Genomic DNA, 23170 nt, shown 5'->3' with positions numbered 1-23170 from the left:
CGGCACTTCAGTGGGCGAAGTCCTTGAGCTTCTCGGTGTCGAGGGTGATGCCAACGGGGTCGGGGAGCGTGACGGTGTCGCCGTAGTTGTACGAGACGTTCTTCTGGTACGTCCCGTGTGACGGTTCGCTGTGGACGGTGACGGTGTCGGAGCCGCGGTCGATGAGCAGGAAGACCGGGATGCCCGCCTGGGCGTAACCGGTGCCCTTCTCCTTGCGGTCCCGGCTGTCGGTGTCGGAGTCGAAGGACGTGACCTCCACGGTCATGAGGACGCCCGCCGGGTCCGCCCAGTCGCCGTGGCCCGCGAAATATCCCACGGGCGCGAGCGCGCCGTCCGGCTTGGCCCGCCCCTTGCGGTAGCCCTCGACCAGCAGGCCCTGCTCGGGATAGAGGTTCAGCTCCGGACGCTGCTGCATGCAGTGCCGGAGCAGCCACATGACGATCTCTCCGTGGTCGCCGTCGGGCACGGGCTTGACCTTCAGCTTTCCGTTGATGAATTCGAGCGTGACGGTTTCCGGGGCGGTGCGGGCGAGCTCCTCGAAGTCCTCGACGGGCATCTGCGCGGGCCCTTCGCTGCCAGGGGTCATGTGAGTGCCTCCTCCCCGACATCGTGCCCTGCTCCGGGCGTGCGTGGTCATACGTGACTCCCTTCGAGTCCTCGGGTCGCCGCCGCCCTGGCCTGGGCGGCGCGAGCATGGACCTGGGCGGGCGGGAGGGCCGTGCGGGGCGGCGGGGGTGCCTGGCCCCGGCAGGCGGCGCACTCGCCCGCCACGAGGGTTTCCGGACGGGCCGGGCCGCCGCACCTGGCACACTCCAGGACGCGCCGGGGCGGGGGGTCCGTCCTGATCGGTACGGGCGGGATCTTGCCGGTCAGGCGGGTCCGGGCCAGCGCGAACGGGCGGTGGACCCTGGACGGGAGGCCCGCCGTCAGCGCGTGCATCAGATGCCGCTCGTCGGCGCCCCGGTCGAACCACTCGGTGACCAGCGGGGCGAGCGCGGCGCACTCGGCGTCGGACAGCGCCATCATGGGCGCCTCGCGCCCGAGGGCGGCCAGCAGGATGAACGCCCGCGAGCGGGTTTGGCGGCGCGGGGGCGTGTCCTCGGGCACGTCGCCCCGCTGGAAGGCGGCCCACCAGTCGTCGTCCCGCGCGGTCCGCGACCACCAGGTGCGGGTCACCCAGTGCTCGGTGCCGGACGCCGAGACCAACTGCTCCCGCCCCCGCCGCAAGTGGCCGGCCCGCACGAGGTTGTTCAGCGCCGTGCTGACCGCGCGCTGGCCGTACAGCGGGAGGACCTCGGCCAGCGTCTTGTAGGAGATGTCCGAGCCGTCCGTCAACCTGTCGATGTAGCCCGCGATACTCCGCTCGCGGGGCGGCAGTTGGACGAAGTCACTGGCGGAGGGCGGCCGCTGGCCGGGAGCGGAGCGCTTGCCGTAGCCGGGCTTGGCGAGGGGGTGCGGAGCGGGACTAAGCTGTTCGTCAGCCATGGATCGAGTCCGTTTCGATCTGGTTGGTGAGGCCCCCGCAGGTGTTCCCGCACCGGCGGGGGCCGTTTCGTTTATCGGGACGCTAGAGCCTCATCACCGTACGTGGCAAATTCACTGCGCATAGTCATACCGGCGACAACTCGCCGGGTGGGCGGGCGGGTTGATACCTGACCCAGAAGTGCCCATCACTGTTAAGAAGGCTCGGCGATCGGCACTTGAGTTTCGGGCCTACGCTGGGGATATGGCCGTCGACGTCCTGACAGAGACGGTGATCGGCGCCCCGTGCGACATCGTCGCCGCGTACGTCGCCGATCCGTCGAACGCGCCCGAGTGGTACGTCAACATCGTCTCGGTGGAGTGGGAGACCGAGTCGGAGGTCCGGGTCGGCGCCCGGGCCGCCTTCGTCGCCCGCTTCCTGGGCCGGCGGCTCGTCTACACGTACGAGATCGTCGCGTACGAGCCGGGGCGCCGCCTGGTCATGCGGGCCGACCAGGGGCCCTTCCCCATGGAGACCACCTACACCTGGGAGCCCTACGGCCCCGAGGGCGACCACACACGCATGACGCTGCGGAACCGGGGCGGTGGGGGCGGCCGCGTCCTGGCCGCCGCCATGCGCCGCGCCAACCGCAAGGACCTCGCCATGCTGCGGCACCTGCTGGAGACGCGGTACGGCCCCGGGGCGTGAGGCTCGAGCTCCGGGGCCGTACGCGGCTGCGCCTATCGCTTCAGGTCCGCCACGAACGCGGACCAGGCGGCGGCCCGGAACACGAGCTTCGGGCCGGTGGGGTTCTTGGAGTCACGGACGGGGACGAGGTCGGCGTGGCCGTCGGCCACTTCGAGGCAGTTGCCGCCACTGCCGTCGCTGTAGCTGGACTTGCGCCACGTGGCCACTTCGAGGCAGTTGCCGCCGTCGCCGCCGCTATAACTCGACTTGCGCCACTCAATGATCTCGATCTTCATGGGCGTAATCCTCCGCCACTGATTCGATCAGGGCCAGGGATTCTTGGGGTGACAGTGCGCTGGCCCCGAGCAGATCGTAGGACAAGTCGTAGTGTTTGACGGTGGCGGGGTCGTCCTCCAACTGCCCTGTACCTGGGCCCTCGAAGTAGGCCAGTGTCGGTGCGTCGTCGAAGGCCATGAGCTTGAGCGCGCCACCCATGGATGTGTGCGCCCCCACCGAGAACGGCAGCACCTGCACGATCAGCCGGTGGCGTCGGCCCAATCCCGCGATGTGCCGCAACGCCTCCGCCATCACCGCCGGTCCGCCGACCTTGCGTCGTAGTACGGCTTCGTCCAGGACTGCCCACAACAGCGGCTTCGTTGGATCAGCGAGGATCTGGGCGCGGGCCAGCCTCGCCTCGACCAGCCCGTCGATGACGTCCTCCGTCGCCGTGGGCTGGTACGCGCGGAACACCTCCCGCGCATACCGCTCCGTCTGCAGCACGCCCGGGATCAGCAGGGGCGCGTACTCCTTGATCGCCGTGGCGACCGCTTCCGCCTCCGCCGCCTCGGCGAAGTGATCCGGGTACCTCGACTTGTTGGCGGCCGTGCAATTGCGCTGGAAGAAGCCGTTCGTGCCCAGTATGTCGTCGATCTTGGCCGCGATCTCGGGCTGCATCCGTCGTGTTCCCGACTCCAATTGGCCGATGAACGAGCCGCTCACGAAGAGCCTCTCACCCAGCGCGTCCTGGCTGAGACGGGCGTTTTCGCGGGCATGGCGCAGTTCGGCGCCAAGAAGTGCCCTGGGTGAGGAAGACGGGTCGAGATCCTTTGGACCGGGCATGTGTCAACTCCCGTTAGCACAGATGGGGTTGTTGGGCCGCCTTTGTGTTCAGACTAGCCGCCAATCGACCACGCTGTGTACAGAACCCGAACACTCAGCGTGGAGGTGCCTGGTCATGGGGATGCTGTCGGCCGAGCAAGTGGTGGCGCAACTGCGGGACGAGCTCCGGAGGGTGGGTGTGGTCCTGCCGTCCCTGCGGGTCGACCCGGTGTCGGCCGCGAACGACGTGCCGTACTCGCTGGTGGAGCTCGGCCGGTGCAACCTGGACACGGCCATGCGGCTGGTCGCCGTGCTGCGCGGGGCCGGCCGATGAGCGCGCCCCAGTACATGATCGACGCCCGGGACGGGCGGATCGGTGAGGTCATGGGTCAGGTCGGCGGCTACGTGCAACTGCGTCCGCTGGGCGGCGGGCGGGAGTGGGACTGCCCGCCCGAGGCGCTGACCCCGGCACCGCCCGGTGAGGTGCTGCGAGCGCGTGTTCGAGAGTTGAACAGACAAGCTCGCCTGCCTTGACCTGCCTGGTCCGTGCACCGCTCACACGATCGTGGGACGCTGAGGAAAGGGACGCTTCCCCAGCGCCCCGTCGATCTACATTCGCGTTCCTCAGGCCACGGGAGAAGGGACCCGCGATGACAGCCGCGACGGTCGAGAACGACCCGGCCCCCGAGACCCCCCCGACGTGGGAATTCATGCTGGACGCATGGCGCGAGCTGGATGTGCCCGAGGGCTGGCGCGCCGAGATCGACAAGGGGAAGATTTTCTTGGTCCCGCCGCCGCACGCGCACCACAACGGCATCGCCGAGGTCGTGCAGCGCCGCCTTTACAGGGGGCTGCCCGACGAACTGGGCATCTACCAGACTCTCGGGGTGCACATCGCGCCGCTCGACAAACTGTACGTTCCCGACTTGGTCGTGATGCCGACCGAGTGGATCGTCGCCGCCGACCCGGACACCTACGACCCCGTCGACGCGTCCGAGGCCCTGCTGATCGTGGAGATCACCTCCAAGAACAACGCCACCGACGACCGGACCAGGAAGTACCACGCCTACGCGCGTGCCCTGGTCCCGATGTACCTGCTCATCGACCGGTACGACACCCGTGGCGCGATGGTCACCCTGTTCACGGAGCCGCAGGACGGCACCTACAAGCACTCCGAACATGTGCCGTTCGGGAAGGTGCTGACCCTGCCCGAGCCGTTCGGGGTCGCGCTGGACACGGCGGCGTTCCCGGGGGGCGAGGCGGCCGGGACGTGACGTCCGGGTCGCTTCTCATGCGACTCTCACCGGCGCCTTAACCCCCCATCACGCCGCGTCCATAGCTTTCGCGGCATGTTCTTCACCTATCTCCGGCGCGAGTTGCGCCGACGGCGGAAGGCGGCGTTCGTCGTCGCCTCGGGGCTTGCCCTCGGAATCGCGCTGGTCATCGTCGTCACCTCGGTCACGGCCGGGATGAAAGACGCGCAGAGCAAGGTCCTGGAGTCGCTGTACGGGCTGGGGACCGACATGACGGTCACCAAGGCCGCCTCGCCGCCCGGGGAGGGGACCACCGTGCGGCGGCCGAGGTTCCAGTTCGACGCCCGGGAGGGCGGCGGCGAGCAGAGCCAGGACATCGTGATGGTCCAGGGGTTCGAGACGCTCGCCGCGTCGACCGTCGGCAAGGTCGCCGCGCAGGACGGTGTCGCCGAGGCCGTCGGCGGGCTGAACGCCCGGGTGATGAAGGTCGACGGGACGTTCGAGCGCGGCCAGGTGCAGCCCGCGGAGCCCGCGCGGCCCGGCGAGGGCGGCCAGGGCGGGGGCGGCGGGACGGTGCGCGGCGGCGGCGCGGACTTCGGCGTCGACTCGTACACCGTGTACGGGACCGACGTCGCCCATCAGGGGCTGGGGCCGCTGACCTCCTCGAAGATCACCGCCGGGCGTACGTTCACGGCCCGGGAGACCACCGCCAAGGTGGCCGTCGTCGACAGTGCCCACGCCAAGGAACAGGGCCTGACGGTCGGCGAGAAGCTCACCGTCTCCGGCACGGCGTACCGCGTCATCGGCATCGCGACCGCCGACAGCGGCGACGCCGCCGCCGACGTCTACCTGCCGCTCGCCGAGGCGCAGACCCTCGCCGACGCCAAGGGCAAGGTGACCACGGTCTATGTGCGGGCTACCGACTCGCAGCGGATCGACGAGGTCAAGGGCGCCGTCCAGAAGAACGTGCCGGGGACGAACGTCACCACCTCCGCCGACCTCGCTAAGACCGTCTCCGGCTCCCTGTCGACCGCCTCCGGCCTGGCGTCGGGCGTCGGGAAGTGGCTGTCGGTCGTCGTGCTGGGCGCGGCGTTCCTGGTGGCGGGGCTGCTGACGTCGTCCGCGGTGAGCCGGCGGGTGCGGGAGTTCGGCACGCTCAAGGCGCTGGGGTGGAAGAGCGGGCGCGTCACCCGGCAGGTGGCCGGTGAGGCGCTGGTGCACGGGCTGATCGGCGGGGCGCTGGGGATCGGCGTGGGCCTGGCCGGGGCGTGGGCCGTGACGGCGTTCGGCCCGACGCTCACCGCCGAACTGGGCGGCGGGGGCGGGCGGGTCGCCGGTCCGGGCGGTGGCGGCGGGCCGGTGCGGGAGGCGGCGGGCCGCGCGCTGGACGTCTCGCTCACCGCGCCCGTCTCGCTCACCACCATCGCGCTCGCCGTGGGCCTCGCCGTCGCGGGCGGCCTGGTCGCCGGCGGGTTCGGCGGCTGGCGCGCGGCGCGGCTGCGCCCGGCGGACGCACTGCGCCGCGTCGCGTAATCCTTCTTCGTACGACTGGAGTTGACAGCAGATGTACCAGCTCAGTGGCGTGACCAAGCGCTACCGGCGCGGCAAGGACACCGTGCGGGCCCTGGACGGTGTGGACCTGATCATCGAGGACGGCGGGCGGCTGGTCATCCAGGGCCCGACCGGTGGCGGCAAGTCGACGCTCCTCCAGATGCTCGGCGGCCTGGACCGGCCGTCGGAGGGGAGCGTGCTCCTGGACGGCACCAACCTGGCCACGCTGCCGGAGGCGCGGCTCACGCGCGTACGGGCGGAGAAGATCGGGTTCGTGTTCCAGGGGTTCAACCTGGTGCCGACGCTCACCGCCCAGGAGAACGTCGAGACCGCCCTCGTACCGCTGGGGCTGCGGGCGGCGGAGCGGCGCGAGCGGGCGGGTGAGGCGCTGGTGTCGGTGGGCCTGGGGGAGCGGCGGGGCCATCTGCCCGGCGAGTTGTCGGGCGGGCAGCAGCAGCGGGTGGCGATCGCGCGGGCGCTGGTGAAGCGGCCGGCGGTGCTGCTCGCCGACGAGCCGACGGGCAACCTGGACGAGTCCACGCGCGACGAGATCATGGACCTGCTGGAAGGGCTGTGGGAGGAGAACGGGCTGACGTTCGTCATGGTCACCCACGACACCTCCCTGGCCCGGCGGGCTCCCCGGCTCGCGGTGATACGCAAGGGCCGGGTGACGATCAAGGAGCAGGCGCCGCGGTGAGGGTGGCCTCGTCGAGACCGAACAGGTACGTGGCGGCGAAACCGGCCGCGTACCCGGTCAGCAGCCCGCCCGCGTAGACGGCGACGGTGGTGACGGCGAGGCCCTGCTCCCCGTCGAGCAGCGGGAACAGGGCCCAGCCGGAGGGGCCGATCGCCGTCGAGCCGACCGTGACGCCGAGCATGTGGAACAGCCCGACGAACCCGCCGCCGAACGCCCCGCCCACGCACGCGGTGACGAACGGCCGGCCGAGCGGCAGCGACACGCCGTAGATCAGCGGCTCGCCCACGCCGAGCAGCCCGGCGGGCAGCGCGGACTTGATGGTGCGCCGGAGGCCGGTGTGGTGGCGGAGGCGTACGTACACGGCGGCGGCCGCGCCGACCTGGCCCGCTCCGGCCATGGCGAGGATGGGCAGCAGGACGGTGTGGCCCTGCTGCTCGATCAGGGTGGTGTGGATCGGGATCAGGGCCTGGTGCAGGCCCAGCATGACGAGCGGCAGGAAGAGCCCGCCCAGGACGAACCCGGCGACGGCTCCGGCGTGTACGAGGAGCCAGTCGGCGGCCGTGCCGATGGCGCCGGACACCTCGCCGGCGGCGTACATCAGGCCGTAGACGGTGACCAGGCCGGCGACGAGCACGGTCACGGTGGGCGTGAGCAGGACGTCGAGGGCCTCGGGGACGTGGCGGCGGCACCACTTCTCCACGTGGACGGCGAGCACGGCGGCGGCCAGGGCGCCGAGGACGCCGCCCTGGCCGGGGGAGAGCTGCTGGCCGAACGCCTCGACCTTGGCGACGCCCGCGTACACGACGATCGCGGCGACCGCGCCGCCGAGGATCGGCGTACCGCCGAACTCCTTGGCCGTGTTGAGGCCGACGAACACGGCGATCAGCGCCATGAAGCCGGACGCGATGGCGGTGAGGGCGGGGGTGAGGGCGGGGAGCCAGTGGAGGTTGACCAGCAGTCCGTTGAGTCCCGCGATGACGCCGCAGCCGATGAGGGCGGGGATGAGGGGGACGAAGATGTTCGCGAGGCGGCGCAGGAGCAGCTTGCCGGGGGTGGCGTTCCGCTCCTTGCGGGCCGCCTTGATGGCTTCGCCCCGCGCGCTGAGGTCGTGCGGGCTCAGGTCCCCCGGGCTCAGGTCGCTCGGGTCTCCGGTACCCGGCTCTCCGGCGCTCGTCAGGAGGGCCTCGAACGCGGGCGTGACGCGGGCGACGGTGCCGGGGCCGAGGACGATCTGGTACGTCGTGTCGTCCTCGACGACCCCGAGGACGGCGGGGTGCGCCCGCAGCGCCTCGTCCTGGACGAGGGCGCGGTCGCGCAGGCCGAGGCGGAGGCGGGTCATGCAGTGGGCGACGGAGGTGACGTTCGCCGCGCCGCCGACCAGGGGGAGGAGGGCGGTGGCGGTCTCGTGGTGCGCGTCGGGTGCGGGTGCGGTCATGGCGCGGATGGTGCCAGGGGGCGGGCGCCGTGCGGGGGCCGCGCGCCGGTGGGCGGGCCGTGCCCCGTCTATTGGTCCAGTGCCGCCCGCAGATGGCCGTTCGTCTTCGCCAGGAGAGCCGTGGCCGTGTCGGGGTCCACGTCCGCCAGCAGGGTGAGGATCGCCGGCTTCACCTCGCCGTCCGTGGCGGTGAGGGCGGCCCCGACGGCGGCGTCGGAGGCGCCCGTGGCGAGGGCGACGATCCGGTGGGAGCGGGCGCGGAGCTTGTCGTTGGAGGCGCGGACGTCGACCATGAGGTTCCCGTACGTCTTGCCCAGCCGGATCATGGTGATCGTCGAGATCATGTTGAGGACCAGCTTCTGGGCGGTGCCGGCCTTGAGCCGGGTGGAGCCGGTGATCAGCTCGGGGCCGACGACGACCTCGATGCCGTGCTCGGCGGCGGCCGCGAGGGCGCTGCCCGCGTTGCAGGCCAGGCCGATCGTCAGGGCGCCCCGCGCGCGGGCGTGTTCGACCGCGCCGAGGGCGTAGGGGGTACGGCCGGAGGCGGAGACGCCGACGACGGTGTCGTCGGGCGTGAGGGACAGGGCGTCCAGGTCGGCGGCCGCCATGTCCCGGGAGTCCTCGGCGCCCTCGACCGCCTCCAGCAGCGCCGTGGGGCCGCCCGCGATGAGGCCGACGACCTGGCCGGGGGTGGTGTTGAAGGTGGGCGGGCACTCGCTGGCGTCCAGGACGCCGAGCCGCCCGGCCGTGCCCGCGCCCGCGTAGACGAGGCGCCCGCCGCGTGCCATCCGGTCGGCGGTGGCGTCGATCGCGGCGGCGATCCGGGGAAGCTGGCCGGCCACGGCGACGGGGACGGACTGGTCCTCGGCGTTCATGAGGCGGGCGATCTCGGCGGTGGGGAGGCGGTCGATGTCCGCGAGCTCGGGGCGGAACGCTTCCGTGGTCAGGGCGGACAGTTCGGAGGGGTTCATGCGGGCGTGCTCTTTCGGCCGGTCAGCGGGTGCGGGGTGAGTGTCGGTGCGCGAGGGCCTCGTACGACGCGGAGAGCGCGGGGGCGGCCGTCTCGTACGTGCGCTGGGTGACACCGGTGAACAGGCAGTCGACGACGAGGAGTTGGCTGGTGCGGGAGGACATGGCGGCGGGCCGCAGGTCGCTCTCGCGGGCCGTGGAGGTGGTCAGTATGTGGTCGGCGTACTGCGAGACGGGGCCGTCGGGGCGGCCGGTGATGGCGACGGTGGTCGCACCGTGGTCGAAGGCCACGCGGAGGGGTTCTATGACGTCGCCGGTGGAGCCCGAGTGGGTGATGGCGATGGCGACGTCGCCGGAGCGGAGCTGCACGGCGTTGGTGACGGCGAGGTGCGGGTCGCTGTGGGCGTGGGCGATCAGCCCGATGCGCAGCAGCTTCTGGGCGAGGTCCTGGGCGACGAGTCCGGAGGCGCCGACGCCGTAGATGTCGGTGCGGCGGGCGGTGGCCAGCGCGGTGACGGCGGCGCCGAGCTGGACGGTGTCGAGTCCGGCGGCGGTGTCGGCGAGGGTCTGCTGCTCGTCGTGGGCGAGCTTGGCGACGACGTCCGCGAGCGGGTCGTCGACCGCGATGTCGGCGGTGACGGAGGGCGCCCGGCCGGACTGCTGCTGGGCGGCGAGCCCGGCGAGGGCGAGCCGCAGGTCGCGATAGCCGGGGTAGCCGAGCAGGCGGGCGGTGCGGACGACGGTCGCCTCGCTGGTGCCGGTCAGTTCGGCGAGACCGGTGACCGTGAGGGCGGCGCAGCCGGCGGGGTCGGCGGCGACGGCTTCCGCGACGCGCTGCATGGAGCGGGTCATGGAGGGGGCGAGGGTGCGCACCTTGGCGGCGAGGGCGGCGGGCGCGGGGGCGGCCGTGGCGGGTGCGGGAGAGTTGGCGGGGTTGGCGGGGGCGGCTTCCCCGCCGGGTCTGCCGGTGCTGTTGCCGCCGCCGGTGCTGAAAATTTCCTTCACGTCATTGGTCACACCTGAAAGGTATTTTCAGCCCCAGGGGTCGTCAACCCCTCCCGGACCTGGGGCGACAATGGCTCCATGGACTCCGTCGACCCCCTCGAGCAGGCCCTGCACGCCGCCCGTGCCCTGGTTCTCGCCGACCTCATGGCGCGGAACGTCGCGGAGGCCGAGGTGGTCTCGCTCGTGGAGGACGCGGTGACGCACCGCCGCTGGTGGGTCGAGCAGTGGCCGGAAGGCATCGAGTACGTCGCCGGGCTCGTCGCGCAGGACGTCCAGGACGCGCTGCTGGAGCGGTACGGCCGCTGGCCGCTGTGCCCGGTGTGCCCCTCCGGCGACCCGCACGCGCTGGACGTGGAGCCGGAGCTCGGCCCCGACCCGCACTGGGTGTGCGGCAAGGCGGGCGTGGTCGTGGCGCGGGTCGGCGGCCTTACGTGACGGTCTACATCGACCCGCCCAACTGGCCGGGCCACGGCCGCATGTGGTCCCACATGGTGAGCGACACGTCCTACGACGAGCTCCACGCCTTCGCCGCCCTGATCGGTGCCCCGCCCCGCGCCTTCGACGGCGACCACTACGACGTTCCCTCCGAGCGGTACGCGGACGCGGTGGCGGCCGGTGCGGTGGAGGTCGGCTCCAAGGAACTGGTCCGCCGGCTCACCGAGGCGGGCCTCCGGCGCCCGAAGCGGCGCCCGGCCGGCTGAGGCGGGTTCCCGGCCGGAGGCGGGGGGCGGCCGGAAGCACGGGACGGCCGGAAGCACGTGACGGCCCGAAGCGGGGGACGGCCCGAAGCGGGGGTAACGGCCGTTGTTCGCGGCTCCGGGCGGGAGTTGCCTGGAGGGCATGACCGGACCGCTCGATGCCACTCCCGCACGCGGGGGGCGCGCTGCCGTCCTCGCCGTCGCGCTCGCCACCTTCACCGTCGTCACCTCCGAGATGCTGCCCGTCGGTCTGCTCACGCCCATCGGCGGCACGCTCGCCGTCACCGAGGGCACCGCCGGGCTGACGCTGGCCGTCACCGGGCTGGTGGCCGCCCTGGCGGCGCCGCTGGTCGCGCCGGGCCTGCGGGGGCTGGACAGGCGGCGGGCGCTGGTCGGCCTGATGGGCGTCCTCGCGGTGGGGAACCTGCTGTGCGCGGGGGCGGCCGGCTTCGCGGTGATGGCCGCCGGACGGGTGCTGGTCGGGATCGGCATGGGCGGGGTGTGGACCGTGGCGGCCGGACTGGCCGTGCGGTTCGTGGCGCCCGTCGCGGTGCCCGGTGCGACGGCGACGATCTTCAGCGGCATCGCGGTGGCGTCGCTGCTCGGGGTCCCGGCCGGGGCGTGGCTGGGCGAACTGGCGGGCTGGCGGGCCGCGTTCGCCGCCGGGGCGGTGCTGGCCGCGCTGGTGGCGGTGGTGCTCGGCGCGCTGCTGCCGCCGCTGCCGGCCGAGCGGGCGGTGCGCCCGGGCGGGGTGCTGCGGCTGTGGGGCAACCCCGCGCTGCGCTCCGCGCTGCTCGTCGTGGCCTTCCTGGTGACCGGGCACTTCGCCGCGTACACCTACGTCCGGCCCGTGCTGGAGCAGGTGCCGGGCGCCGGCCCGGGGCCGGTCGGCGCGCTGCTGCTGGCGTACGGCGTGGCCGGGGTGGCCGGGAACTTCGTGGCGGGCCGGGCGGCGGGGCGGTCGGCCCGCGCCACCCTGCTGGTACTGAGCGCGGTGCTGGCGGCGGCGGTGCTGCTGCTGCCGTCGCTGGGCGCCGCGCTGCTGGTGGTGTGGGGGCTGGCGTACGGGGGCGTGTCCGTCACCGCCCAGTCGTGGGTGATGGCCGCCGCGCCCGGGGAGCGGGAGGCGGGCTCCTCGCTCTACGCGGGCGTCTTCAACGGGGCCATCGCGCTGGGCGCCCTGCTGGGCGGGCGCGCGGCGGACAACTGGGGGGTGCGGGGCGCGCTGTGGCTGGGCGGCGGGCTCGCGGCGGTGGCCGTGGTGGCCGGGCTGCGGGGGCGGGGGTGAGTCAGACGTGGGAGGGCTCGTGGTCCGCAGGGGCGGCGGACCGGCTCACCACCCGGGACGGCGAGCGGTGCAGACGCAGGGCCACGGCGGCGGCCACCAGGCCGAGCACCGTCATGGCCGCGCCGGCCCAGGCCGTGGAGGGGAAGCCGAGGCCCGCGTCGATGACCGTGCCACCGAGCCACGGCCCGCCGGTGTTGCCCAGGTTGAACGCGGCCGTCGTCGTGGCGCCCGCCAGGGTGGGGGCCGCACCGGCGACGTTGAACATGCGGGCGTTCAGGGCCGGGGCGGTGTAGAAGGCGGAGACGCCGAGCAGGAAGGAGAGGATCACCGTGGCGACCGGGCTGTGGGCCAGGAGCGCGAGGGCCACCAGGAACACCGTCGACGCCGTGATGCCGCTCAGCAGCACCCCGAACAGGTGCGCGTCCGCGACCCGGCCGCCGATCGTGGTCCCGATCAGCGCGCCGATGCCGAAGAGGGCCAGCACGGTCGGCACCCAGTTGGCGTCGAGGCCCGAGACGTCGGTGAGCAGCGGCGCCAGGTACGAGAAGGCACAGAAGACGCCGCCCGCCGCGAGCGCGGTGACCGCGACGGCGAGCCAGACCTGCCGGTCGCGGTAGATCGTCAGCTCCCGCCGCAGCCGGGGCTTCTCGTCCGGCAGCGGAATGCGGGGTATCAGGGTCACCACGCCCACCAGGGCGATCGCCGACGCGGCGCCGACCGCCCAGAAGGCGGAGCGCCAGCCCAGGTGCTCGCCGAGGAACGCGCCGGCCGGGACGCCGAGGACGTTCGCGATCGACAGCCCGCCGATCATGACGGCCATCGCCCGGGCCCGGGCGCCGACCGGCACCATGGCGATGGCGACGGCCGCCCCGACCGCCCAGAACCCGGCGCACGCGAGGGCGCTGACCACACGGGAGGCGAAGAGGATTCCGTACGACGGTGCCAGCGCGCCCGCGAGCTGGCCGAGGCCGAACGTGCTGATCAGCACGGTGAGTGTCGTCTTGCGCGGCAGCCGCAGGGTGGCGACCGCGAGGAGCGGGGCGCCGATGACCATGCCGACCGCGAAGGCGGATATCAGCAGTCCGGCCCGCGGGATGGAGACGTTCATGTCGTCGGCGATCGGCGGGAGCAGACCGGACAGCATGAATTCGCTCGTACCGAGCGCGAAGACGGACAGGCCGAGGATGTAGACGGCCAGGGGCATGCGGGTGCGATCACGTTCGGCGGTTCGGGGCATGCCAGGGGTCAACGCCGGGTTGATCGCTTACATTCCCGGGCCGCCGCCTGTGGTGAGCAGCTTCAGTTCCACGGTCAGGTTCTGGCGGGCCCGCTCCTCCCACGCGCGGGCGCCGTGCGGGGTGCGGAACAGGCACGGCAGGCCCAGGAGCTGCCGCAGCACCGCCGCGCGGCCCTCCCGGAACGCGTCGTCCGGGACGAACCCGTACTCCTCCCGTACGGCTGCCGCGTAGGCGGCGTACGCGTCGGGCGCGGCGGCCAGGATCGCCAGGTCCGCGTCGCACAGCACCTCGCCGTTGCGGTCGCCGTCGGCCGGGTCGTGGGTGACGGTGAGGCGGACCAGGCGGGCGACCTCCGCGGTACGGGCCCCGTCGATGCCCAGCTCCGGCAGGGCGCGCTCGGCGAGCCGGGCGCTGCGCTCCTCGTTGGTGGAGCGCTCGGGGAGGTAGACGGCGTCGTGGAACCAGGCGGCGAGGCGTACGGCGGCGGGGTCGTCGGCGTGGCCGGCGAGCTCGTCGACGCGGTCCAGGACGGCGACGAGGTGGTCGGTGGTGTGGTAGCGGCGCTGCGGTTCGGCCCAGCGGGCGAGGAGCTCGTGGGCGTACCGGTCGGGCGCGATCACGCAGTCGTCCGTGTCGAGGGCCTGGATCACGGTCGTCGCCCAGCGGCGGCGGAGGTCGGCGTGCGCGGGGTGGGACGGGAGGGGCGCCATGGAGTCATTGTGCCGGGCGCGTCTCTCACCGTCGCCACCCCGTCGCCACCCCGTCGGCGGGCGGGCGCGGGCGCCCCTCGCGGGTCGCCATGCTCGGTCGGCGGCGGGCGCCCTCGCGGTCGCCGCGCTGCCGCCGGGCCGGTGGTGGGGGCGCCCCTCGCCGTCGGTTACGCGGGGGCGTCGATCGCCGTGCGCCAGGCGCGGACCGCCGTGGGGGACACCGGGGCGGTCCAGCCGGCGGGGCGGGCTGCGCCTCCGATGTGGAAGGCGGTGACGCCGCCCGCGAGGAGCCGGGGGACGTGGTCCAGCCTCAGGCCGCCGCCGACCAGGAGCCGCGGTTCGTAGCCCGGCTCGCCGCGCCGGGCGGCGGCGGCCTCGTCCAGCAGGGTGGGCAGGCCCTCGTCCACGCCGGCCGCCGACCCGGCCGTCAGGTAGGTGTCCAGGCCGGGCAGGTCGGCGAGCTGCTTGCGTGCCGCGTCGCGGTCGGCCGCCCGGTCGAGCGCCCGGTGGAACGTCCAGCGGCAGCCCTCCAGCTCGGCGACCAGCCGCTCGACGGCCACCAGGTCCACGTGGCCCTCCGCGTCGAGGAAGCCGAGGACGAACTCGTCGGCGCCCTCCTCGCGCAGCTCCCGCGCCGTCCGCACCAGAGCGTCGACGTCGCCCGCCGCGAAGCCGTCCGCCAGGCGCAGCATCACGCGCAGCGGGATGTCCACGGCGGCGCGGACGCGGCCGTAGGTCTCGCGGGACGGGGTCAGCCCGTCCGCGGCCATGTCCGTGACCAGTTCCAGGCGGTCCGCTCCTCCGGCCTGCGCGGCGATCGCGTCCTCCGCGTCGAGGGCGATCACCTCCAGCACTGCACGGTTGCTCACTGACGGCTCCATTCGCTACAGGTCTAGTCCATTGGCCAGCCTAGTGCGCGTGCACGGTGAAGGCAGCCGTACGCACCTTCCCCTCGTGCCGGAAGTCCAGGAACAGCCGGTACGCGCCCGCGCTCGGCGCCGTCGCGGTGAACGACACCTCCGGCCCGGCCGGGCCCTCGTGCGGGTGGACGTGCAGGTGGGCGAGGTCGCCGGCGCGCAGCGCCACGAGGTGGCCGTACGCCCCGAGGTACGGCTCCAGGTCGGTGACCGGCCTGCCGTTCCGGCTGATACGGACCGTCAGCGCGCCCGCCCGCCCCGGTTCGGGTGTCCCGGCGAGCTCGACGCGGTAGCCGTCCACCTCCGCGACCCGGCTCGGCGCGGGCAGGGCGGCCGGGCGGTACGCCCCCGCCACGGCGAGGTCCGCCCCGAGCGTCAGGGCCTGCCCGCCCGCGGGCGTGAAGCCGGCGAACGCCCGGTAGTCACCGGCCGCTGGCAGCTCGACCGGCGTGGACCAGGTGCCGTCGGTCCCCCGCACGGGGTGCAGGTGCCGGTACACGGTCAGGTCGCGCGAGGCGAGGACGAGGTGCAGCTCCTTGCCGTGCTCCCGCTCGTACGCCGTGACGGCGCGGCCGTGCGCGTCCGTGACGGTGAACCGCAGCAGGCCGGGCCGTCCCGCCGTGAGGGCCGACGGCCGGAGGGCGAGGGTGTGGCCGCCCGCGGAGACCTGGAGCCCCCCGGGCACGGTGGAGGCGCCGGGGGCGGCCGGTGCGGCCCGGTCGCGGTGGTCGCCGTGGGCCGGGGCCGGGCGCTCCTGCGCCGCGACGACGGGGCCGACGCCCCGGCCCACCCCGTACGCCGTGCCGAAGGTAGCCGCGAGGGCGGCGGCGAAAGCGGTGATCTTCAGGCCGGTGTTCATGCCGGTGTTCATGGCGGCTCCCTGGCAAGGCGTGTCCGATGTGCGTTCACCATACCCCCGGGGGGTATCAAGTCAAGAGGGGTGATCGCTTGCCTCGCGATACCCCTGGGGGGTATACATGACCCCATCGGAAGGGCATACCCTGTCGGGGTATCAATCGGCGAGGAGCAGTACGCATGAGCACCCCCACGACGACGACACCCGGCCCCACCGCCGAGGTCGAGCTCGCCATCGGCGGCATGACCTGCGCCTCGTGCGCGGCCCGGATCGAGAAGAAGCTCAACCGCATGGACGGCGTCACCGCGACCGTCAACTACGCCACCGAGAAGGCGAAGGTGGCGTACGCCGGCGGCGTGGCCGTGGCCGACCTCATCGCCACCGTCGAAGCGACCGGCTACACGGCCCGGGAGCCGGAGCCCCCCGCCCCCGAGGCCCCCGACGAGGAGGAGCGGACCGACGAGCTGCGGCCGCTGCGGCAGCGCCTGATCACCGCCGTCGTCCTCTCCGTACCCGTTGTCGCCATGGCCATGGTCCCGGCGCTCCAGATCGAGTACTGGCAGTGGCTCTCCCTCACCCTCGCCGCGCCGGTCGTCACCTACGCCGCCTGGCCCTTCCACCGCGCCGCCTGGACCAACGCGCGGCACGGCGCCGCGACGATGGACACGCTCATCTCGATCGGCACGTCGGCCGCGTTCCTGTGGTCGCTGTGGGCGCTGTTCTTCGGCTCGGCCGGCGAGCCCGGCATGACCCACCCCTTCGAGCTGACCATCGCCCGCAGCGACGGCGCCGGGAACATCTACCTGGAGGCCGCCGCCGGCGTCACCGCGTTCATCCTCGCCGGGCGCTACTTCGAGGCCCGCTCCAAGCGCAAGGCGGGCGCGGCCCTGAGGGCCCTGCTGGAACTGGGCGCGAAGGACGTCACCGTCCTGCGCGACGGCCGGGAGACCTCCGTCCCCGTGGCGGACCTGCGTGCCGGCGACCGCTTCCTGGTCCGGCCGGGCGAGAAGATCGCCACCGACGGCACGGTCGTCGAAGGCTCGTCCGCCGTGGACGCCTCCATGCTCACGGGCGAGTCCGTGCCGGTCGAGGTGGGCGTCGGCGACCCCGTCACGGGTGCCACCCTCAACGCCGGCGGCCGGCTGGTCGTCGAGGCCACCCGTGTCGGCGCCGACACCCAACTGGCCCGGATGGCCAGGCTCGTGGAGGACGCGCAGAACGGCAAGGCCGCCGCGCAGCGCCTGGCCGACCGGATCTCCGCCGTCTTCGTCCCCGTCGTCATCGGCCTGGCCCTCGCCACGCTCGGCTTCTGGCTCGGCAACGGTTCCGGCCTCACCGCCGCGTTCACCGCCGCCGTCGCCGTACTGATCATCGCCTGCCCGTGCGCCCTGGGCCTCGCCACCCCGACCGCCCTCATGGTCGGCACCGGACGCGGGGCGCAGCTCGGCATCCTCATCAAGGGCCCCGAGGTCCTGGAGAACACCCGCAGGGCCGACACCATCGTCCTCGACAAGACCGGCACCGTCACCACCGGCAGGATGACCCTGCTCGGCGTCCACACCGCCGACGGCACCGACGAGGCCGAGGTGCTGCGCCTGGCGGGCGCCCTGGAGCACGCCTCCGAGCACCCCATCGCCCGGGCGGTCGCCACCGGCGCCATGGAGAAGCTCGGCGCCCTGCCCACCCCCGAGGACTTCGCCAACGTCACGGGCCTCGGCGTCCAGGGCGTCGTCGAGGGCCACGCGGTACTGGTCGGCCGCGAGAAGCTGCTGGCCGACTGGGCCATCGCGCTGCCGGCCGGTCTGGAGCGCGCCAAGCACGAGGCGGAGGCGGCGGGCCGCACCGCCATCACCGTCGCCTGGGACGGCGAGGCCCGCGCGGTCCTGGAGGTCGCCGACGCGGTCAAGGACACCAGCGCCGAGGCGATCCGGCGCCTGCGTGCCCTGGGCCTCACGCCGATCCTGCTGACCGGCGACAACCGCGCCGTCGCCGACGCCGTCGCCGCCGAGGTCGGCATCGACCAGGTGTTCGCGGAGGTCATGCCCGAGGACAAGGTCGACGTCGTCAAGCGCCTCCAGGCCGAGGGCCGCTCGGTCGCCATGGTCGGCGACGGCGTCAACGACGCCGCCGCGCTCGCCCAGGCCGACCTCGGCCTGGCCATGGGCACCGGCACGGACGCCGCCATCGAGGCGGGCGACCTGACGCTCGTACGCGGTGACCTGCGGGCCGCCGCCGACGCCATCCGCCTCTCGCGCCGCACCCTGGCCACCATCAAGGGCAACCTCTTCTGGGCCTTCGCCTACAACGTCGCCGCCCTGCCGCTCGCCGCGGCCGGTCTGCTCAACCCGATGATCGCGGGCGCCGCGATGGCGTTCTCGTCGGTCTTCGTGGTCGGCAACAGCCTGCGCCTGCGCGGCTTCAAGCCGGCGGCGTAGGCGGCCCGGCGGCTGGCGAATCATTGCCAGCCGTGACGACGGCGGATTCCGCGCCGGTCGGACGACGCATAAGGCAAGAGGGGGCGGCACTGCACGCGAAATCGCCCGGCCCACCCTCTTGCCTTGCCGTTCTTCCTTTTCGGGGTGGACATGTTCGATGTGGCGATCGTGGGTGCCCGGTGCGCAGGAGCCACCACAGCCATGCTGCTGGCACGGCACGGATATCGCGTACTCATGCTGGAACGGGCCGAATTCCCTCGTGACACATTGTCCACGTTGCTCATTCATCTGCGTGGCATGGAATTGCTGGCGCGGTGGGGCCTGCTGAAGGACGTCCTGGCCACCGGCTGCCCGCCGCTGACGGAGCTGTCGTTCTCGGCTCCCGGGATACGGGTGGAAGGGTCCGTCCCGGCCGAAGGGGACGCGCGGATGGTCTGCGCACCGCGGCGGTACGCACTGGACGAGGTTCTGGCCCGGGCCGCGGTCCGGGCCGGTGCAGAATTCCGCCCGGGCGTCTCCGTCACCGGGCTCCACCGGGAGGACGGCGCGGTCGCCGGCGTGACCTGCCGGGCAGCCGGCGGGCGCATGACCGTCGAGCGGGCCCGCCTGGTCATCGGCGCGGACGGGCGCCATTCGACGGTGGCGCGCCTGGTCGGAGCCCCCTACACGCGGTGGGACGGCAGACTCACGCGGGCCTGGTACACGTACTGGAGCGGCGTGGAGGGCGCGTCGCTGAGGCTGTTCCTCGGCGCGGGCCTCGGCGGGGCCGCGATTCCGACGCACGACGGACTGACGCTGATCAACGTGCAGTTGCCCGTCGGCCACCCGACCGGGGAGCGCGCGGAGCGGGACCGGCTGTACCTGGACCTGCTCGCACGGGCTTCACCGGAGCTCCGCGACGCGGTGGCCGCCGGTGCGCGGCGGGAGGACCGCCTCTACTGCTGCGGGGACCTGCCCAACTTCTTCCGCAGACCGTACGGAGAGGGCTGGGCGCTGGTCGGTGACGCCGTGCTCCACAAGGACCCCATGGGCGCGCAGGGGATCGCCGACTCCTTCGAGCAGGCGGCACTTCTCGGCACGTGCCTCGGTGACGCCCTGGGGGACCGGGAGCGGTCGGCGGCGGCGCTGGGGCGGTACGCCGCCGCGCTGGAGAGCCGGTTCGCCGCCCCCTACGAGGAGAACCTGCTGCACGCACGGCTGGCCGAGTCCGAGCAGGTCATGGCCGGACTTCGGGCGGTGCAGGACGATCCTCGGTTCCGGGAGGCGTTTTTGCGCACGCTTTCGGGGGCCACCGAAAAGCAGAATGAGGTCCCCCGAATGGCGTAACCACGCCACGCCGTATTCAGGTGCTGGGCGGGGGGAATCGTCTGTCCGGCGGATGCGCGTCCCGGGCTCCGAGGCCCGGCGTGCACAACCTTCCACGAAGGAGGCATGGCGATGGAAGACATCAAGGACATGTTCGAGGAAATGGCCGTCCCGGAGCCCGAGGTCGCTCTCGCATGTCACTGCACCTGCAGTCACCCGGCGGTGCCGGACGGGGAAGAGAAGACCGACTAGTCGATCGACAGGTGCCCCGCCCCCCGGGGGCGGGGCACGTGCCACTCGCCGTCCCACCCTGCCGAAGGTGAGCCGCCATGAACGCCCAGTCGAGCCAGACGTCGTCCGGCTCCGCCGCTCCTCCCCTCGCCCCCAGGCCCGACGTCCGCCTCCTCGCGCGATCGGGCCTGTTGTACGTCTGTGCCAGCACCGGCACTCTGCGGCTGCGCGGGACCTCCCCGGGCCAAATCGTCGGTGCGGGCGGCCCCGTGGACCTGGAAGCCCTGCCTGAAGGGGCCGTGACGGGGCTGCGGCGGCGCGGGTTGCTCTCCGAGCGCGGCCCTACGCCGGCCCATCCGCTGTACGGAGTGGCCGACGGCACCGTGCTGCTCGCCGGGCACGGCCCTGTGCGGGATGCCGTCCGTGCGCTGCTCGTGGCCGCAGGGGTGCAGGCGCAGGACGGCACGGTCTGCGGCGCCACCGCCGCGCATGCCGCACTGGTGCCGCTGTCGTCCGACGAGGCCGAGCTCGCGGGCTGGGCCCACTGGTCGAGCGAGACCGGCAGCCCGGTGGTGGTGTATCTCAGCACCCCCGCCCGGCTGTTGCTCGCCAGGCTGGAGCCCCCGGCCACCGCGTGCCCCGTGTGCCTGGTGCGGCGCCTTCGCGCCAACCACACCTGGCAGGCGATCGCCGACCTGCCGCTGGACGTCCTCCTCGGCGCGGCGGACAGCGACACCTGGCCCACCACGGCCGTCGCCGCCGGCACGCTCGCCCACGAAGTCCTCAGGGCCCTGTCCGGCCCCTCCGCTCAGGACCCCCCGTGCCTGGTGGAGCTGGACCACGCGTCGCTGGAGCGTACGCGGCACCGGCTGCTGCACACGCCCCACTGCCCCGGCTGCCCCGCCGGTGTCCGCCCCGCGCCCCGCGGCGACGCACGCCCCGAAGCCGCGCCCGAGCGCGACAGCGGCACCGACTGGGAGCGCATGCGCCATGCCGTCGACCCGCTGACCGGGCTGGTGGCCGGGATGCTCGTGCGTGAGGCCGACCGGGCGGGCGCCACCACGAGCGCGTACACGACCGGAATGCCGACGACGACCTGGTTCTCTCCCGTCAAGGCCGAACCGCAGGGCGCCGCGAACAAGTGGGACCCCGACACCGCCCGGGTGTGCGCCCTGGGGGAGACCATGGAGCGCTACGCCGCCGGGGTCTACGACCCGGCGCGGCTGGTGCGCTCCACCCTAGCCGCGCTCGGTGGGGATGCCGTCGACCCCCGGACTCTGCCCCTCGGTTCGGCCGCGGAGTACGCGCGCCTGCCCCGCTACGGCCCGTTCGAACCGGACGCCGAGATCGACTGGGTCCGGGGCGTCTCGCTGACGACCGGGCGCCCGCGCTACGTACCCGCCTGCGCCGTCTATCTGCCCTACCGCTTCCCACGCGGCCACAAGCCCTGGTACGACGCCATCTCCAACGGCCTGGCCGCCGGACGCGACGCCGCCCACGCCGCCCTGGGCGCACTGCTGGAACTGGTGGAACGGGACGCGGCCGTCATCTTCTGGTCCAACCGGCTCACCCTCCCCACTCTGGACCTGTCCCTCCTTCCCGACGGCCCGGCCCGCGAGATGGCCGGGCGGCTGACCGCCACCGGCGCCCGCGTCCTGTGCAAAGACCTCACCACCGACCTGGGCATTCCCGTGGTCGGGGTGCAGGTGATCACGGGCACCACTGCCCGGCCGGTCGTCACCCACGCGGCCCGCGCCGCCCTCGACCCGCACGAAGCCGTTCAGGGCGCCCTGGAAGAGGCGTGTCTGTGCCTGGACTCGGTCGAGACGATGCTCCAGACGGAGGGCGTTCCCGAATGGGACCAGGACCTGCGTACCGTCATGGACTTCGGCCGCTACTACTGCGCCCCCGAACGCCTGGACCATCTGCGGTTCATGGAGGACGGCCCCCTGCGCCCACTGCCCACGCCCAGGGCCGGCGGACGGCCCGCACATGCCGACCTCACCGAAGCCGTCGAGCGGTTGACCGCCGCCGGCCACGAGGCCATCACCGTCGACATCACCCCCATCGACGTGCACGAATGCGGGGTGTCGGTCGTGCGGACGATCGTGCCGGGCCTGTGCCCCATCACGCTGCGCCGGGACTTCCACCGGCGCGGCGGCCCCCGTGTCTTCCAGGCGCCCGTCGCGATGGGGGCGCGCACCACCCCGCTCTCGGAGGAGGAGCTCAACACCATGCCGCACCCCTTTCTCTGAGGAGCCCGCCCATGAGCGATCGCCGGTACTACCGCCGCAATCCGGATCTGATCCCCGAATGGGGAGCCGACTCCGGCATGGTCCTGCGCGACTGCCGCCAGTGGCGGGTCTTCAGCGCCCGGCCGAGCCTCCTCGCCCTCCTCGCCCTCCTCGACCGGCCCCGCACGGCCGAGGACCTGCACGGCCTCTGGGACGAGTCACCCGGCCCCGGCCCCGTGGCCGCGCTGCTGGAGAAGCTGGCCGACGCCGGCATCGTCCGGCACTGCCCGCCCGACGACAAGGACGAGGCCGCCGACGGGTGGAGCCCGTACGAACTGGCCGTCCACCGGCAGGCGGGCAGCGCCGGCCTCACCGGGCGGGACCTCGGCGCCTCACCGCCCGCTCGCCTCCGTCACGGCGAGGCCACCGCCACCATTCCGCTGCCGGGAGCCGGTGGCGCGGACAGCCGCCCCCTGGCCACCGTGCTCGCCGAGCGCCGCACCATCCGCGGTTACGCCCCACACCCCGTACCCCTCAGCAGCCTGGCCGCGTTCCTCGAACGCGCCGCCCGGGTCCGCGGCCACCTGCCGCCGCTCGCGTACCAGCAGACCCAGCGACCCACCCCGTCGGGCGGCGCACGCCACAGCCTGGAGATCCACGTCCTGGCCCGGGACGTGGACGGCCTCGAACCGGGCGCCTACCACTACGACCCCTTCGGCCACGTACTCGACCGACTGGCGCCCTGGGACGACGGCCTGACCGCGCTTCAGCAACGGTTCGTCGTCGCGCCCACCGGGATGGACGCGCCGCCGCCCATCAGCCTCTACCTCACCTCGTGCGCGGAGCGCACCGCCTGGAAGTACTCCCGCCTGGTGCTCGCACTGATCTACCGCGACACCGGATGCCTCCTGCAGACGCTGTGCCTGACCGCCACCGACCTTGGGCTGGCCGCCTGCCCGGTGGGGGCCGTCGACGCCTCACTGAGCGCCCCGTTCCTCGCCCCGTACCGCGACCGTCTGATGCACGTCGGGGGACTGGCGCTCGGGTTGCCCGGCGCGGACCCGCCGCCCGCCGTGATCCCGCTCATGCCGGACCCATGAG

Annotated in this window: 25 protein-coding genes; 14 read left to right on the top strand and 11 right to left on the bottom strand. The window is 73.4% G+C overall.

Annotated features, from left to right (window positions below; genetic code table 11):
• Positions 1 to 7: 7 nt before the first annotated feature.
• Positions 8 to 586: a Uma2 family endonuclease gene (locus tag E2B92_RS09715; RefSeq protein WP_126887304.1), complete on the bottom strand. Its 579-nt coding sequence runs from the start codon at positions 584 to 586 to the stop codon at positions 8 to 10.
• 47 nt (positions 587 to 633) lie between these two features.
• On the bottom strand, positions 634 to 1485 hold the full coding sequence (locus tag E2B92_RS09710; protein ID WP_133087469.1) for a hypothetical protein: 852 nt from the start codon (positions 1483 to 1485) through the stop codon (positions 634 to 636).
• Positions 1486 to 1726: 241 nt separating this feature from the next.
• On the opposite strand from E2B92_RS09710, the gene E2B92_RS09705 reads away from it, so the two are divergent.
• On the top strand, positions 1727 to 2170 hold the full coding sequence (locus E2B92_RS09705; RefSeq protein ID WP_126887303.1) for an SRPBCC family protein: 444 nt from the start codon (positions 1727 to 1729) through the stop codon (positions 2168 to 2170).
• 32 nt (positions 2171 to 2202) lie between these two features.
• Here the strand turns inward: E2B92_RS09705 and E2B92_RS09700 are convergent, their stop codons facing one another.
• Positions 2203 to 2445 carry a DUF397 domain-containing protein gene (locus E2B92_RS09700; RefSeq protein ID WP_126887302.1) on the bottom strand — a complete coding sequence of 81 codons (243 nt, stop codon included), beginning with the start codon at positions 2443 to 2445 and terminating at the stop codon, positions 2203 to 2205.
• Positions 2426 to 3268, bottom strand: coding sequence for a helix-turn-helix domain-containing protein (locus E2B92_RS09695; RefSeq protein WP_126887301.1), 843 nt, complete (start codon positions 3266 to 3268; stop codon positions 2426 to 2428). Before E2B92_RS09695 ends, E2B92_RS09700 begins: the two co-directional genes overlap by 20 nt.
• Positions 3269 to 3383: 115 nt before the next feature.
• Between E2B92_RS09695 and E2B92_RS09690 the strand changes: the two genes are divergently transcribed.
• From E2B92_RS09690 to E2B92_RS09670, 5 genes are all read left to right on the top strand, one after another.
• Positions 3384 to 3581 carry a hypothetical protein gene (locus E2B92_RS09690; protein ID WP_126887300.1) on the top strand — a complete coding sequence of 66 codons (198 nt, stop codon included), beginning with the start codon at positions 3384 to 3386 and terminating at the stop codon, positions 3579 to 3581.
• Positions 3578 to 3781, top strand: coding sequence for a hypothetical protein (locus E2B92_RS09685; protein WP_126887299.1), 204 nt, complete (start codon positions 3578 to 3580; stop codon positions 3779 to 3781). Before E2B92_RS09690 ends, E2B92_RS09685 begins: the two co-directional genes overlap by 4 nt.
• Before the next feature lie 116 nt (positions 3782 to 3897).
• Positions 3898 to 4521 (top strand): Uma2 family endonuclease, encoded by a 624-nt coding sequence (locus E2B92_RS09680; RefSeq protein WP_126887298.1) that lies wholly within the window; start codon positions 3898 to 3900, stop codon positions 4519 to 4521.
• Between the two features lie 75 nt (positions 4522 to 4596).
• Positions 4597 to 6033 carry an ABC transporter permease gene (locus E2B92_RS09675; protein ID WP_133087468.1) on the top strand — a complete coding sequence of 479 codons (1437 nt, stop codon included), beginning with the start codon at positions 4597 to 4599 and terminating at the stop codon, positions 6031 to 6033.
• Between the two features lie 31 nt (positions 6034 to 6064).
• The gene (locus E2B92_RS09670) at positions 6065 to 6748 is read left to right on the top strand and encodes an ABC transporter ATP-binding protein (protein WP_126887297.1); all 684 of its coding nucleotides are present in this window, start codon (positions 6065 to 6067) and stop codon (positions 6746 to 6748) included.
• Here E2B92_RS09670 and E2B92_RS09665 read toward each other — a convergent pair.
• From E2B92_RS09665 to E2B92_RS09655, 3 genes are all read right to left on the bottom strand, one after another.
• Complete coding sequence (locus tag E2B92_RS09665; protein ID WP_126887296.1) at positions 6726 to 8183, bottom strand: PTS transporter subunit EIIC; 1458 nt, start codon at positions 8181 to 8183, stop codon at positions 6726 to 6728. The genes E2B92_RS09670 and E2B92_RS09665 overlap by 23 nt on opposite strands.
• Positions 8184 to 8251: 68 nt before the next feature.
• Entirely contained in the window at positions 8252 to 9154 is a 903-nt protein-coding gene (gene murQ / locus E2B92_RS09660) for an N-acetylmuramic acid 6-phosphate etherase (protein ID WP_126887295.1), read from the bottom strand.
• Positions 9155 to 9176: 22 nt separating this feature from the next.
• Complete coding sequence (locus tag E2B92_RS09655) at positions 9177 to 10169, bottom strand: MurR/RpiR family transcriptional regulator (protein WP_133087467.1); 993 nt, start codon at positions 10167 to 10169, stop codon at positions 9177 to 9179.
• Between the two features lie 66 nt (positions 10170 to 10235).
• Between E2B92_RS09655 and E2B92_RS09650 the strand changes: the two genes are divergently transcribed.
• From E2B92_RS09650 to E2B92_RS09640, 3 genes are all read left to right on the top strand, one after another.
• Positions 10236 to 10592, top strand: a complete 357-nt coding sequence (locus E2B92_RS09650; RefSeq protein ID WP_126889578.1) for a hypothetical protein — start codon at positions 10236 to 10238, stop codon at positions 10590 to 10592.
• A complete protein-coding gene (locus tag E2B92_RS09645; RefSeq protein ID WP_126889577.1) occupies positions 10589 to 10858 on the top strand; it encodes a DUF4031 domain-containing protein in 270 nt (89 codons plus the stop codon). Before E2B92_RS09650 ends, E2B92_RS09645 begins: the two co-directional genes overlap by 4 nt.
• A gap of 139 nt (positions 10859 to 10997) precedes the next feature.
• The gene (locus E2B92_RS09640) at positions 10998 to 12143 is read left to right on the top strand and encodes an MFS transporter (RefSeq protein WP_133087466.1); all 1146 of its coding nucleotides are present in this window, start codon (positions 10998 to 11000) and stop codon (positions 12141 to 12143) included.
• 1 nt (position 12144) lies between these two features.
• Here the strand turns inward: E2B92_RS09640 and E2B92_RS09635 are convergent, their stop codons facing one another.
• From E2B92_RS09635 to E2B92_RS32640, 4 genes are all read right to left on the bottom strand, one after another.
• Positions 12145 to 13347, bottom strand: a complete 1203-nt coding sequence (locus tag E2B92_RS09635; RefSeq protein WP_126889595.1) for a Cmx/CmrA family chloramphenicol efflux MFS transporter — start codon at positions 13345 to 13347, stop codon at positions 12145 to 12147.
• A gap of 60 nt (positions 13348 to 13407) precedes the next feature.
• The gene (locus E2B92_RS09630; protein ID WP_133087465.1) at positions 13408 to 14091 is read right to left on the bottom strand and encodes an HD domain-containing protein; all 684 of its coding nucleotides are present in this window, start codon (positions 14089 to 14091) and stop codon (positions 13408 to 13410) included.
• A 167-nt stretch (positions 14092 to 14258) separates the two neighbouring features.
• Positions 14259 to 14960: a copper homeostasis protein CutC gene (locus E2B92_RS09625; protein ID WP_126886720.1), complete on the bottom strand. Its 702-nt coding sequence runs from the start codon at positions 14958 to 14960 to the stop codon at positions 14259 to 14261.
• A 40-nt stretch (positions 14961 to 15000) separates the two neighbouring features.
• Positions 15001 to 15867, bottom strand: coding sequence for a hypothetical protein (locus tag E2B92_RS32640; RefSeq protein WP_185923634.1), 867 nt, complete (start codon positions 15865 to 15867; stop codon positions 15001 to 15003).
• A gap of 176 nt (positions 15868 to 16043) precedes the next feature.
• Between E2B92_RS32640 and E2B92_RS09615 the strand changes: the two genes are divergently transcribed.
• From E2B92_RS09615 to E2B92_RS09600, 5 genes are all read left to right on the top strand, one after another.
• Positions 16044 to 18299 carry a heavy metal translocating P-type ATPase gene (locus E2B92_RS09615; protein WP_126886719.1) on the top strand — a complete coding sequence of 752 codons (2256 nt, stop codon included), beginning with the start codon at positions 16044 to 16046 and terminating at the stop codon, positions 18297 to 18299.
• Between the two features lie 150 nt (positions 18300 to 18449).
• Positions 18450 to 19625: an NAD(P)/FAD-dependent oxidoreductase gene (locus E2B92_RS09610; protein ID WP_268825487.1), complete on the top strand. Its 1176-nt coding sequence runs from the start codon at positions 18450 to 18452 to the stop codon at positions 19623 to 19625.
• 105 nt (positions 19626 to 19730) lie between these two features.
• A complete protein-coding gene (locus E2B92_RS33765) occupies positions 19731 to 19856 on the top strand; it encodes a hypothetical protein (RefSeq protein WP_260604367.1) in 126 nt (41 codons plus the stop codon).
• A 77-nt stretch (positions 19857 to 19933) separates the two neighbouring features.
• Positions 19934 to 22090: a TOMM precursor leader peptide-binding protein gene (locus E2B92_RS09605; RefSeq protein ID WP_126886717.1), complete on the top strand. Its 2157-nt coding sequence runs from the start codon at positions 19934 to 19936 to the stop codon at positions 22088 to 22090.
• A gap of 11 nt (positions 22091 to 22101) precedes the next feature.
• The gene (locus E2B92_RS09600) at positions 22102 to 23169 is read left to right on the top strand and encodes a SagB family peptide dehydrogenase (protein WP_126886716.1); all 1068 of its coding nucleotides are present in this window, start codon (positions 22102 to 22104) and stop codon (positions 23167 to 23169) included.
• Position 23170 lies beyond the last annotated feature (1 nt).

Origin of the sequence: Streptomyces sp. WAC05374 (assembly GCF_004353505.1) — a bacterium.
Lineage (GTDB): Bacteria > Actinomycetota > Actinomycetes > Streptomycetales > Streptomycetaceae > Streptomyces.
This window is presented reverse-complemented; position numbering and strand designations above follow the sequence as displayed.